The following is a 13,304-nucleotide window of genomic DNA, read 5'->3' on the forward strand; positions in this document are numbered from 1 at the left end:
TTGATATTCATTAAAATTAAAACCCTAAATCCAATACAAAACTCACTTTAATAGCAATATTGTCTTCAAATCGCTGTAGTTGATTTGGACCATAACGGTAAAATCCGGTCAAACCAAAACCTTTGTAAATTTGGTTTAATTCGATGCCCGATTCAAAAAAGCCTTCGTTTAAAGTTTTGTATTCTATGCCAATGTGATCTTCCGGATTTTTCATATTTCCCCAAGCCATTCGTGTTACCAAAACCAAAGAAGGTTTTACTTTTTTGAACAATTCCACGCGTTTAAATCCGTGCTTGAATTGCAACATCACAAATTCACTTGAGAAAAATTCATTGAAATACATCGTTTCAAAACTGTTTTTCCCCGAAATGGTTATTCTTTGCAGCAAATTGTCTTTGGTCAAATTATTCGGCGAAGTATTGTACAAATGTGTCAATGGAATCGAACCAAAAACATAACCAGCTTGTACTAAAACAGCCGATTTTTGCCCATTAAGGTATTTCTTTTCATAGTCAATTCGGGCGTCTATTTTGCTGAATTCAAAGTCGTTGTTGAAGAAGTTTGACAGTGATTTGGTAAATTGAAACGTAAATTTCGGGTAGCGTTTTTCAAACTCAATTTTACCATTTGGTGTTTGCATATAATCGCTAAATGGATTCCATTGTATCGAAACCATAGCCGAAGTCATGGTAAATCTGCGGTATATTTTGTCTTCGTAAATAAAAGTGTAGTCAAACAAAGGCGTAATATCGCTTTGGGTAATTTGCCAGATGCTTTCAGTTTTGGGAATGATTTTGGTTTCGATAAAAGCACGCCAAGTTTGGTGGTTGTAAAACGTACTAATGTTAATCGGACGCGGATCATAAAGCTTAAAAACACGTTTGTCAATGGCAAAATTAGTACTCGCAATCTCACGTACATCATCGGTAAAAGTACCGCCAATCCATGAGTTAGAAAAGTTACCAACGCGAATCGCTCCGCCCAAATGGTATTTAGTGTCTTCATCTTTTAAACCATAAGCACTATAACCTTCTAAACGAAATCTTCTGGAAAATTGCTCATTGGTTACACCGCCAATTCCCAAACGAAAACCTTCATAATTATTATAACTCAGCAAATAACGCAAGTCAAAATCAAAAGGGCCAAAAGGAACATAACCGTTGATGATTTTTCGACCAAATTTGATCTTCTTTTCAATTTTTTCTTTGGTCACAACACTGTCTAAAACTACATACGTTCGTTCACTGCGAATATCCAAACTGTCTTTTCGGTTTTCACTCCAAAAGGTTTCCTCTCGGTTATTGGCATTGGGTTTAACATCAATCGCAATATTTGATTTTCTGATTTTTAAATCGTTGTTGATTTGCAACTCGTAGATTTGCATTTCAGAAGAAAGGTAAGTGAAATCAGAAGCATTTTTTTTCGAATTGGACTCGTCATCCTCTGCGGCAAATTCTATTCGACCATTCAAAATAGCGGTTGGTTCTTTGCTCTTCCCTTTGATGATTTTGAAGTTTTTCTTGTTGGGAAACCAAAGATTTTCTTTCGCTAAATAATCAAACTCATGAATGCCGGTAATATCTAAAACACCGCGAATACGCATTACCGCTTTAGCAATAGCGAAGTTTTCTTTGTCAATATAAAGCAAGCCTTCTAAACCTTTGTGGCTGATTTTGTTTTTGAAATAAACCACCACCACAATGCGATTGCTAATAGCTATAGTGTCCAAAATCTTATAGCGGTATTCTTTTTCTGCCTTGTTTGAAATCGGGCTTTTGTACTTGGTTTCAAAAAGTTCGTATTTGTCGTCATAAATAGAAGCCGACTGCAAACCGAAACCTAAAAGTTCATAAATAGGTTCTTTAAAACCTGCCATTTTGGTGGCTATAATGGTTTCTTTGAGAATGGGTTTTTTAAATTGAAAAAGAGAGACTTTTTCGGTTAAGAATAAGTGCTGCTTATCGATTATTTTTTTGAATTTATAAGCAGCCGAATCAATTTTAGCGATTTTATCTTTGGTTGCAGCATTGACAAAAACAGTATCAATTTTGCCCGAAATAGAATCAGGATTGGCAGTTACCAATAATTTATTATACGTTTTATATTGAAAAGTATTGAGTTTTTTTTCGGGATTGTTGGCCTCTTTTTGTCTGATTACCTTTTTGATAATGCTGTTGGCCGGATTTTCACGGGATAAAACTACTTCTTTCAGTTCGTCTGTTTTTGGCGAAAGCCTAATGTTGAAGTACGTTTTTTTTTCAAAAAGCGAAATAGTCTGTGAAGCATAGCCAACATAAGAAATGGTAAGTGCTTCCGGTTGCGATGTCAAATCCAAATGAAATTTTCCATCGACATCAGTTATCGTTGCCGTGCCATTTCCGGTGGTGATGTTTGCAAAGGGTAAGGGTTTTTTATTTTCCGCATCTTTAACCACGCCATTGACTTGAAATTGAGCCTGAAGCGATAGGGTGAAGAAAGAAAAGAAAATTAGCAGTTGCTTCATTTGAAAGGGATTGGCACAATCGCTTACAAAAATAGGAATAAAAAAATCCGTACGAGACGGATTTTAATATTGAATTAACAAAAGTTACACTTTCATGATTTCGGCTTCTTTAACAGCCAAATGTTCATCAATTTTTCTGATGAATGCATCGGTTAGTTTTTGAACATCGTCTTCAGCGGTTTTACAAATGTCTTCTGAAGTTCCGTCTTTCTCTAATTTTTTGATATCAGTGTTGGCATCTTTACGCGCATTTCTGATTCCGATTTTGGCGTCTTCTGCTTCTGCTTTGGCTTGTTTTACCAAGTCGCGTCTTCTTTCTTCGGTCAAAGCGGGAACACTGATGATGATGTTATCACCATTGTTCATTGGGTTAAACCCAAGATTAGCAATCATAATTGCTTTCTCAATTGGGTGCAACATATTTTTTTCCCAAGGCGTAACCGTAATCGTTCTTGCATCGGGCACATTGATGTTGGCTACCTGAGACAGTGGCGTTTGTGAACCATAATAATCTACAAAAACACCGCCTAACATTTGAGGCGTAGCTTTTCCGGCGCGGATGTTTAAAAATTCTTTTTCTAAATGCGCAATAGAACCTTCCATTGATTCTTTTGTGCTGTCTAAAATAAATTCAATTTCTTCCATTTTCTGATTTAGATTTTTAGATAGTTAGACTGACTTAGATAGTTAGACCTTTCTAATAATCTAATAAGTCTAATTGGTCTATATTTTAACTACAGTTCCTATATTTTCGCCTTCGCAAATTTTCAATAAATTTCCTTTTTGATTCATATCGAATACTACGATTGGCAACTCATTTTCTTGGCTTAAAGTGAAAGCCGTTGAATCCATTACGTTCAATCCTTTTTTGATGACATCATCAAAACTGATACTTTCAAATTTCACCGCATTGGCATTTTTTTCAGGATCAGAATCGTAGATTCCGTCAACGCGAGTTCCTTTCAAAATCACATCGGCATGGACTTCAACGCCGCGTAAAACAGCCGCAGTATCAGTGGTAAAGTAGGGATTTCCTGTTCCGGCTCCGAAGATTACGATTCTGCCTTTTTCCAGGTGACGAACTGCTCTTCTTTTGATATAGGGTTCAGCGATGGCTTCGATTTTTAAAGCCGTTTGCAAACGGGTTAGCATTCCTTTGTCTTCCAAAGCGCCTTGTAAAGCCATTCCGTTAATAACGGTAGCCAACATTCCCATATAATCGCCTTGCACTCTGTCCATACCATTGCTGGCACCGGCAACTCCTCTAAAAATATTTCCACCACCAATAACGATGGCAATTTCTACGCCTTTAGAATGTATTTCTTTAATCTCTTCGGCATATTCGGCTAAGCGTTTTGGATCAATCCCGTATTGTCTGTCGCCCATGAGCGCTTCACCACTTAGTTTTAGAAGAATCCTTTTGTATTTCATTCCCGTTTATTTTTGTTTGGTTTTGAGTCATGCTGTCGCTTGCGCTCAAGTCATTACTCTTTATAATATTTAGGTGTGTTTTTTATAAATCACATTTCGGTTATAAAAACCGAATGTCCACTGGACATTTATTTCATACAGTTCGACCTTCGGTCTCGTGTCTCCTCTTAATCTCAAATGTGATGCAAATATAAACATATTCTGTTTTTGTATCGTATTCGTTAAAAATAATGTTAAGTAACATTTATTACTTTTTTATCCTTGGTGGTTTTGTAGCTTTGTGGCATCAAATTCAAATTTATGGTAGCCATTATCCAAGACAGTTTAGCTAAAAGTCATTCTTACACCGAATATAGGAATATAGTTTCTTCGCTTTTGAAAGAAGGAAAGTCAACCGGAAATGAGCAATCAGAAGCCTTGACGCATTATTCCGAATTGAATGAAACGCGTATGAATCGTTTGGAGAAAACCATCAAAATCACCGATGAGTTTGCTGAAAAATTACACCAATTGCAAGGCGAATACCTTTGGTTAGTGATTTCCGAAGGTTGGTGTGGCGATGCGGCCCAACTTACCCCCATTTTTTACAAGATGGCTGAACTTTCGCCAAAAATCGAACTTAAAATGGTGTTTCGAGATGAGAATGATGATTTGATGAATTTGTTTCTAACAAATGGCGCGAGAAGCATTCCAAAACTGATTATTCTAGACAAAAATACTTTAGAAGTTTTAGGCGATTTTGGGCCAAGACCACAAGGTGCCAAACAATTAATTTTAGATTATAAAGCAGAACATGGTTTGGTAGATGAAACCGCTAAAACCAATTTACAATTGTGGTATTTGCACGATAAAGGATTATCAACGCAACAAGAAATTATGGCATTGATGTCGGCGTTTGAATTAAAACACGATATAGTTTAGTCCGATAACAAAGCTGCCAATTCTTTCGGGCGTGATTTTAGAAAAACCATATTGGCACAATTCAATATACAATCCAAAGCCACTTTCCTCGTCTTCGACACCCAAACTTATTTTTTTAAAATTGCCTGATAATTTGTCGCCACTAATAGAAAGTGCTCTACCATAGCCAACTTCTGAGGTAATCCGCATTTCTTCGGTAATTCTTGGACTTAGGCGAAATGTTCCGAAAACGGGCACTACAACCAAACAACGGTTGGCTTTCCAGTCGATTCCGATGTTCATACCTACGCCAATCCACTTGTCTAAATGTGTCCCAATTCCGGCTCTGGCACTTATTCCATCTAAGAGAAAAAAAGGCTCTTTTTCACCGGTATAAGGATCGATTTCGCCGGCATATTGATTCACTCTCAACGGAGCTGAAACTTCAAATTTTGTGTAAAATGGTTTAGGATCTTCAATATATTTTCTCGGTTTCACTTCTTCGTCTTGGGCAAAGCCAAATTGAAAAACTAATAAAAGAAAAAGAAGTAGTTTAGACTTCATCTGAATTGATTTTTTGTTCAAATTCATGAGGCGTAATACCGTTGTCTACTGAATAATCGCCAATCTTAGTTCGGCGTAAAACCGATAAATAGCCGCCGGAATGTAAAGCTTTTCCAAAATCAAAAGCCAGCGAACGAATATAAGTACCTTTGCTACAGCTTACTCTAAAATCAATTTCCGGCAAAGCGATTCGCGTGATTTCAAATTCATGTATCGTTGTTTTTCGGGCTTGAATTTCCACTTCTTCTCCGGCGCGAGCGTGTTCGTACAATCGGATTCCATCTTTTTTGATGGCCGAAAACACCGGTGGTTTTTGGTCAATTTCACCCAAAAATTGCTGAATTGTTGTCTGGATTAATTCAGCGGTAATATGTTCCGTTGGAAAAGTCGCGTTTACTTCGGTTTCTAAATCATACGATGGCGTAGTCGCGCCAACCGTAATGGTTCCGGTATATTCTTTGGCTTGACCTTGAATTTCGGTAATTTTTTTGGTAAATTTTCCGGTGCAAACAATCAGTAAACCAGTCGCCAAAGGATCTAAAGTTCCGGCGTGACCAATTTTGAATTTCTTAGGAAGATTGTATTGTCGTTTTAGTATGTACTTCAATTTGTTCACCGCTTGAAACGAAGACCAAGTCAAAGGTTTGTCAATTAAAAGGACTTGACCTTCTAAAAAATCTTCAGCAGTTTTCAATATCTATTTATTTAAAGAGAAATAGGCTAACAAGATAACACCGGCTACAATTCGGTAATAACCCCAAGGTTTGAAACCATATTTTTTAATGATGCCAATAAAGAATTTGATGGCAATTATGGCTACAATAAAAGCGACAATGTTACCAACCAAAAACATTTTTAGGTTATCAGGAGATTGTGTCAACAATTCATATCCTTTGAGTTGAGAGGTTTCATAAGTTTTCAAAAACAAAGAATAAGTCGTCACCGCCAACATCGTTGGAACCGCTAAAAAGAAAGAGAATTCCGCAGCCGTTTCTCTCGTCAATCCTTGTTGCATACCGCCAATAATAGAAGCTGCCGAACGACTCGTGCCGGGCATCATCGCTAAACATTGCCAAAAGCCTATCGTAACCGCTTTTTTGATGGTAATGTCTTCTTCGTGAGCGACGGTCGGACTGTGAAAACGACCATCAATAAACAATAAAACAATACCGCCAATAATGAGCACAATTGCAATTGGGATAGGATTTCCAAGGACTGCGTCAATTTTATCATCAAATATTTTTCCTAAAACTAAGGCCGGAATAACGGCGCAAGCCAATTTGATATAAAAGTTAATCTTGCGGAAATCAAAGAACTTTTTCCAGTACAAAGCCACTACGGCTAAGATGGCGCCAAACTGTATCGAAACTTGAAACAATTTCACAAAATCATCTTCCTGAATGCCAAAAAAAGAACTGGTAAAAATCATATGAGCCGTCGAAGAAACCGGTAAGTATTCGGTTAAACCTTCAACAATGGCGATAAGTATCGCTTGAATGTAATCCATTGGTTAGATTGTTAGATGATTAGATTATTAGATTGTTAGATTTTTGCTTTGGTTGATTGTAAAGGTCCAATTATCCAAAAATCTAATAATCCAACAATCTGAGAAGTTATTTACTTTTCTTAAATATCGAATAAATAGTTATCCCGAAACCAATCAAAACTACCGTTGGTGCTAAACGAATTCTTTGAAAATTAAAAACGGCATCGTTCCAAACTTTCGGGTCATCGCTTCCGCCACCGCTCATTAGAATAAATCCAACGGCAATCACGGCCATACCGATTAATAATATTTTGTAGTTCGCCTTCTCAAAAAGGAAATCCGGTTGTTGCTCGTTATTTTTCATCTTATGTTGAATGTTTTTATTTGTTTTTTAACTGAACACTGCCTTCTGGGCACTGAACACTAATATAAATCGTCTGTTCTTAAATTCAAAAAGCGTTGCGTTGCAAAGTAAGTGCTGATCCAAGTAATCACAATACCCATAATCAAAACACCCAACAACACTACGCCAATTGACAATTGGTCTTCCATAATCCCCAAATTCGGGAAGTTAAATTGTATGTAAACCAGCAAACCAATCAAAGCCAAAATAGCCAAAACAGCCCCAATAAATCCAAGAATTACGCTGGTTTTGATAAAGGGTTTCCGAATGAAGGATTTGGTTGCGCCAACCATTTGCATCGTTTTAATGATAAATCTATTAGCGTAAATCGAAAGTCGCAGCGAACTGTTAATCAGCAATACCGAAACAAATGCAAAAACACCCGTAACAATCAAAATCCACATACTGATATTTTTGATGTTGTCGTTCACCAAAGTCACCAGTTGCTTGTCATATACAATATCAGCCACCATTTCGTTTTTACGCAAACGGTTTTCAATTTTGGCAATTTCTATATTGTTTACATAATCAGCTTTCAAGTGAATATCAACCGAATTCTGCAACGGATTCACACCCAAAAACTGCATAAAATCCTCGCCAATTACTTCTTTGTGTTGCATTGCCGCTTGCTCTTTGGAAACGTATTCAAAAGATTTGGCAAATTTTGCCGTCTTCATTTCTTCAGTAAAAGCCTTCGTGATCGAGTCATTGGCTTCATTTTTAAAGAAAACCGTCATCGCAATTTCTTCCTTGAAATTGTCTGATAAACGCTTGGAATTGATGACAAAAAGCCCCAAAGTTCCCAATAAAAACAACACCAAAAAGATACTCAACACGACCGAAAAATAGGAGGTAATTACCCTGCGTTTTTGAAACTTTTCAAATGAGTCTGACATAAACAGTGATTTAAGCCGTAAAAATAGTAAAGAAAATTGTTTAACGTACAAACTTTTAACTTAATTATATTAAATGTAAATTTGTCGCTTAAAATTCTTTAGAAGCGAATGGTTCAGGCAGTTTCAGCCAGCCATTTTCCCGCTTTCCGCAGTATCTTTTTTGTCACGTCGAGCGCAGTCGAGACGCCTTATTTAAAAAAGGATACTTGCTTCAATCGGGGCTAAAAAGTAAACGAATCAAAAAACCTTAGAACCTTAGCGCCTCAGTGCCTTAGAACCTTATAGTAATGAAATATTTCCACGAAAAAATCGAAGCCAAATGGCAACAGTATTGGGCACAAAACCAAACCTTCGCTGCCACCAACAATTCTGAAAAACCCAAATATTATGTCTTAGACATGTTTCCTTATCCATCCGGAGCAGGTTTGCACGTTGGGCATCCTCTTGGTTATATCGCTTCTGATATCGTGGCGCGTTTCAAACGCCATAAAGGCTTTAATGTTTTGCATCCGCAAGGGTATGATTCTTTCGGTCTTCCGGCGGAACAATACGCGATACAAACCGGTCAACATCCGGAGAAAACCACGCGTGAAAACATTGCCCGTTACCGTGAGCAATTAGACAAAATTGGTTTCTCTTTCGATTGGAGTAGAGAAGTGCGCACTTCCAACGCCGATTATTACAAGCACACGCAATGGATTTTCATCCAATTATTCAACTCTTGGTACAACAACGACACTAACAAAGCCGAAGACATTTCGACTTTAGTTTCAATATTTTCGGCAGCAGGAAACGCTACCGTAAACGCCGTTTGCGATGACAACATTGCACCATTTACCGCAGCACAATGGAACGCTTTTTCTTCTGAAGAGCAACAAAAAATATTACTACAATACAGATTAACTTACTTGGCTGAAACCGAAGTCAACTGGTGTCCGGCTTTAGGAACCGTATTGGCGAATGACGAAATCGTAAACGGTGTTTCCGAACGCGGCGGTCATCCGGTGATACGTAAAAAAATGACGCAATGGTCGATGCGAATTTCAGCCTATGCCGAAAGATTATTACAAGGTTTAGACACTATCGATTGGAGCGAATCGATTAAGGAAAGTCAAAGAAACTGGATTGGAAAAAGTATAGGTGCTGAAGTTCAATTCAACATTCAACATTCAACATTCAACATTTCAGTCTTCACAACCAGACCTGATACCATTTTCGGAGTGACGTTTATGACGTTAGCACCCGAACACGAATTGGTTTCCCAAATTACAACTGCCGAACAAAAAGCAGCCGTTGAAGCATATGTTGAAGCCACTGCCAAACGTTCTGAAAGAGAAAGAATGGCCGATGTAAAAACCATATCCGGCGTATTTACCGGCGCTTATGCCGAACATCCATTTACCAAAGAACCAATTCCGGTTTGGATTGGCGATTATGTGTTAGCAGGCTACGGAACCGGTGCCGTTATGGCTGTTCCTTGTGGTGACGAAAGAGATTATGCCTTTGCCAATTTCTTCAAAGGGCAAAAAGGCATGCCTGAAATCAAAAACATTTTCAATCAAGATATTTCTGAAGCCGCTTATGGTGAAAAATCAGGTTTCGAATTAGTCAACTCCGATTTCCTAAACGGTTTGGGTTACAAAGAAGGAACCAAAAAAATTATCGAAGAATTAGAGAAAATCGGACAAGGAAAAGGCAAAACCAATTACCGTTTGCGTGATGCCGTATTTTCCCGTCAAAGATATTGGGGCGAACCGTTCCCAGTGTATTATGTGAATGGCTTACCGCAAATGATTGACGCCAAATATTTGCCAATCGTTTTGCCGGAAGTAGAAAAGTATTTACCCACCGAAGACGGTCAGCCGCCATTGGGTAATGCTACGGATTGGGCGTGGGATAGTGTTCAGTGTTCAGTGGTTAGTGTTCAGTTGATTGACGACAAAACCATTTTTCCTTTAGAACTCAACACCATGCCGGGTTGGGCAGGCAGTTCTTGGTATTGGATGCGTTATATGGATGCGCACAATGACGCCGAGTTTGCCTCAGCCGATGCTTTAAAATACTGGGAAAGCGTAGATTTATACATAGGCGGAAGCGAGCATGCAACCGGCCATTTGTTATACTCTCGTTTTTGGAACAAATTCCTAAAAGACAAAGGTTTTGCACCAACAGAAGAACCATTCAAGAAATTGATCAATCAGGGAATGATTTTGGGGATGAGTGCGTTAGTTAATATTGATAGAGTCTATAAATTAGAATTTTCCCCACATGTTTTTGGAACTTTTGAAAGAGGAGAAACTAAATCATTTGAATACATCAAACAAATAAATGAAAGTTTGCCACCAGTTTTTATTTCAAGTAGTTTAGTAGACAATTCAAATTTGTCTGACCTAAATGATTATGTGAAGAATAATTATTTGGGAAGTATTTTAGATGGAATCCCATCGCAAATGATTAGAGATATTAAAGAAGAAGATAAAAAAGTCATTAATATTTTAATTAATACGGCAAATGTGACCAAGTTACATACGGATGTGAATTTGATAAATTCGTCAGATGAACTAGATGTTGAGAAATTTAAAAATCATGCCTTAAATCAAGATTATAGAGAAGCTATATTTATTAGTGACAAAAATGGATCATTCAAGGTTTCGCGCGAAGTCGAAAAAATGTCCAAATCCAAATACAACGTCGTAAACCCGGATGACATTTGCAACGATTACGGCGCTGATACTTTGCGTTTATACGAAATGTTCCTTGGGCCATTAGAACAAGCCAAACCATGGAATACTGCCGGAATTACCGGAGTTTCAGGTTTCTTGAAAAAACTATGGCGTTTGTATTTTGATGAAAATACCGGTTTGAATGTTACTAACGACGAACCAACGCCGGAAATGTACAAATCACTCCACAAAACCATCAAAAAAGTGACGGAAGATATCGAGAACTTCTCGTTCAATACTTCGGTGTCGCAGTTTATGATTTGTGTGAATGAATTGGCGCAAATGAAATGCAACCACAGAGCGATTTTGGAACCATTGGCGATTGTCATTTCGCCTTATGCACCGCATATTGCTGAAGAATTATGGAGTCAATTAGGACACGAAGGATCAATTTCAACAGTTGATTTTCCATTGGTAAACGAAAAGTATTTGGTAGAATCGGAAAAAGAATATCCGGTTTCCTTCAACGGAAAAATGCGTTTCACCATCAAATTGCCTTTGGATTTAACCGTAGCCCAAATACAAGAAATCGTAATGGCAGACGAAAGAACCATCAAGCAATTAGAAGGAAGAACACCGAATAAAGTGATTATCGTTCCGGGGAAAGTGATTAACTTGGTGGGATAAATCAAACGTCATTGCGGCGAACAAAATAAGGGAAACCCAAACTTCAAAAGAGTTTGGGTTTTTTATGGAAAAACGGAAAAAACGGTGCGACAAGCTAAAATATTATTTTTCAGCATGTTGCATTTTTATTTTAAAGTGTCGCAGTAGTATTTTAAGGTGTCGCACTGATAATTTACTATGTCGCAGTGCTATTTTAGTATGTTGCAAAATGATTTTACAGGGTTGCAGTAATAAATTGTATCATCGCAGTACTATTTTAATGTGTTGCACTCGTTTTTGAAGGAAACGGAAGCAATATCTAACACTTCTAATGCATTTGAATCCTTTTTTTGTAACCAAAAACCAAGTTCGTCGTATAAGTACCAAAAACACACACGATGAAGAAACACGAAATCCACACCATTGTTGAAAAAGCAGGCTTTAGCAGCATGAAAGAAAAATTAACCGAGAAAGTGGAGCTCTTTCTAAACGAAAAAGCAAACGCCGGTTACGAAATCATCAGCGTTTCGTTTACCTATTACGAAGGCGCCGAATTAATCGCTTTCATAACTATCTGTAGATAAATGACAAGCTGTCACAAGTTATCCTTTGGCGTACAATTTGATAAACTTATAGAAACTAAAAATTAGAAATCATGATAGGATATTATATTTTAATCGGCTTGATTGCCTTAGTCAGTTTTGCCGTAAGCTCGAAACTAAAGAGCAAATTTGTAGAATATTCAAAAGTACACTTGCGCAATGGCATGAGTGGTGCCGAAATAGCAGCCCAAATGCTACAAGACCATGGCATTTATGACGTAAAAGTCATTTCTACACCGGGTCAATTAACCGACCATTACAATCCGGCGGACAAAACCGTAAACTTGAGTGAAGGCGTTTACAACCAAAGAAATGCCGCAGCAGCAGCCGTTGCCGCACACGAATGTGGTCATGCTGTCCAACACGCAACGGCGTATAGTATGTTGCAATTGCGTTCCCAATTGGTGCCGATTGTAAATGTTTCATCGACTTTATCCCAATGGTTAATCTTTGGTGGATTAATCTTAGGAGCCGCTGCAGGTTTAGGCTTAGGGTTTTATATAGCCGTTATCGGTTTGGTATTGATGGCCATCGCAACAGCTTTCAGTTTTATTACTTTACCGGTAGAATACGATGCGAGTAACCGAGCTTTAGCATGGCTGAAAAATAAAAACATGTTGAGCCAACAAGAATATTCGGGTGCCGAAGACGCCTTAAAATGGGCCGCAAGAACTTATGTAGTCGCCGCGATTGGTGCTTTAGCCTCGCTGTTATATTGGGCGTTGCAAGTTTTTGGTTCCAGAGATTAATAAAAAACCCGTTACGAGAGTAGCGGGTTTTCTTTTATAGTTTACTGCTGTTGCGAACGCCCCAATCGGCTAAAGCCGTTAATGCCGGAAGCAATTCGGCACCAGAATCCGAAAGGCTGTATTCTACATGCGGAGGCATAATTTCAATCACAGTTCGCAATACTAATTGATCTGATTCCAATTGTTTTAAATGCTGAATCAACATTTTTTCGGTAATCGGCGGAATGGCTTTTTTGAGTTCACTATAACGCAATTTCCCTTCCTTGAGATTCCAAAGAATTAGCGGTTTCCATCGGCCACCAACTTTATCCAAGGCAAAACTTACCGGACAAACCGCACTAATGGCTTTTCGGTTTTCATTATTAGTTGAAGCTTCTTTAATCATTTTTTATTGCATACTTTTTGGTAGGTACTTGTACAAAAGTAAGTATAAAAATACCT

General features: G+C 38.0%; 13 protein-coding genes. 4 read left to right on the forward strand and 9 right to left on the reverse strand.

Annotated features, from left to right (window positions below):
• Window positions 1–16: 16 nt before the first annotated feature.
• The 3 genes from C8C84_RS04980 to pyrH all read right to left on the reverse strand — a co-directional run bounded on the left by C8C84_RS04980 (window position 17) and on the right by pyrH (window position 3,934).
• Window positions 17–2,503, reverse strand: coding sequence for a DUF5686 and carboxypeptidase-like regulatory domain-containing protein (locus tag C8C84_RS04980; protein ID WP_121312488.1), 2,487 nt, complete (start codon window positions 2,501–2,503; stop codon window positions 17–19).
• A gap of 84 nt (window positions 2,504–2,587) precedes the next feature.
• Window positions 2,588–3,148 carry a ribosome recycling factor gene (frr, locus tag C8C84_RS04985; protein ID WP_121312489.1) on the reverse strand — a complete coding sequence of 187 codons (561 nt, stop codon included), beginning with the start codon at window positions 3,146–3,148 and terminating at the stop codon, window positions 2,588–2,590.
• Window positions 3,149–3,226: 78 nt separating this feature from the next.
• Window positions 3,227–3,934 (reverse strand): UMP kinase, encoded by a 708-nt coding sequence (gene pyrH, locus C8C84_RS04990; protein ID WP_121312490.1) that lies wholly within the window; start codon window positions 3,932–3,934, stop codon window positions 3,227–3,229.
• Between the two features lie 300 nt (window positions 3,935–4,234).
• Between pyrH and C8C84_RS04995 the strand changes: the two genes are divergently transcribed.
• The gene (locus C8C84_RS04995) at window positions 4,235–4,855 is read left to right on the forward strand and encodes a thioredoxin family protein (protein ID WP_121312491.1); all 621 of its coding nucleotides are present in this window, start codon (window positions 4,235–4,237) and stop codon (window positions 4,853–4,855) included.
• Here C8C84_RS04995 and C8C84_RS05000 read toward each other — a convergent pair.
• The 5 genes from C8C84_RS05000 to C8C84_RS05020 all read right to left on the reverse strand — a co-directional run bounded on the left by C8C84_RS05000 (window position 4,835) and on the right by C8C84_RS05020 (window position 8,183).
• Entirely contained in the window at window positions 4,835–5,398 is a 564-nt protein-coding gene (locus tag C8C84_RS05000) for a hypothetical protein (protein ID WP_121312492.1), read from the reverse strand. The two genes, C8C84_RS04995 and C8C84_RS05000, sit on opposite strands and share 21 nt — an antisense overlap.
• Window positions 5,388–6,092 carry a tRNA pseudouridine(55) synthase TruB gene (truB, locus tag C8C84_RS05005; RefSeq protein ID WP_121312493.1) on the reverse strand — a complete coding sequence of 235 codons (705 nt, stop codon included), beginning with the start codon at window positions 6,090–6,092 and terminating at the stop codon, window positions 5,388–5,390. Before truB ends, C8C84_RS05000 begins: the two co-directional genes overlap by 11 nt.
• A 3-nt stretch (window positions 6,093–6,095) precedes the next feature.
• Complete coding sequence (locus C8C84_RS05010) at window positions 6,096–6,905, reverse strand: undecaprenyl-diphosphate phosphatase (protein ID WP_121312494.1); 810 nt, start codon at window positions 6,903–6,905, stop codon at window positions 6,096–6,098.
• 106 nt (window positions 6,906–7,011) lie between these two features.
• Window positions 7,012–7,248, reverse strand: a complete 237-nt coding sequence (locus C8C84_RS05015; RefSeq protein ID WP_121312495.1) for a DUF3098 domain-containing protein — start codon at window positions 7,246–7,248, stop codon at window positions 7,012–7,014.
• Between the two features lie 59 nt (window positions 7,249–7,307).
• Window positions 7,308–8,183, reverse strand: coding sequence for an ABC transporter permease (locus C8C84_RS05020; protein WP_121312496.1), 876 nt, complete (start codon window positions 8,181–8,183; stop codon window positions 7,308–7,310).
• Between the two features lie 287 nt (window positions 8,184–8,470).
• Here C8C84_RS05020 and C8C84_RS05025 point away from each other — a divergent pair, with 287 nt between their 5' ends.
• From C8C84_RS05025 to C8C84_RS05035, 3 genes are all read left to right on the forward strand, one after another.
• Window positions 8,471–11,533: a leucine--tRNA ligase gene (locus C8C84_RS05025; RefSeq protein WP_121312497.1), complete on the forward strand. Its 3,063-nt coding sequence runs from the start codon at window positions 8,471–8,473 to the stop codon at window positions 11,531–11,533.
• A 377-nt stretch (window positions 11,534–11,910) separates the two neighbouring features.
• The gene (locus C8C84_RS05030) at window positions 11,911–12,096 is read left to right on the forward strand and encodes a hypothetical protein (protein WP_121312498.1); all 186 of its coding nucleotides are present in this window, start codon (window positions 11,911–11,913) and stop codon (window positions 12,094–12,096) included.
• A gap of 71 nt (window positions 12,097–12,167) precedes the next feature.
• Entirely contained in the window at window positions 12,168–12,863 is a 696-nt protein-coding gene (locus tag C8C84_RS05035; RefSeq protein ID WP_121312499.1) for a zinc metallopeptidase, read from the forward strand.
• A 34-nt stretch (window positions 12,864–12,897) separates the two neighbouring features.
• Here C8C84_RS05035 and C8C84_RS05040 read toward each other — a convergent pair whose 3' ends face one another.
• A complete protein-coding gene (locus C8C84_RS05040; RefSeq protein ID WP_121312500.1) occupies window positions 12,898–13,248 on the reverse strand; it encodes a helix-turn-helix domain-containing protein in 351 nt (116 codons plus the stop codon).
• Window positions 13,249–13,304 lie beyond the last annotated feature (56 nt).

Origin of the sequence: Flavobacterium sp. 102 (assembly GCF_003634615.1) — a bacterium.
Classification (GTDB): domain Bacteria; phylum Bacteroidota; class Bacteroidia; order Flavobacteriales; family Flavobacteriaceae; genus Flavobacterium.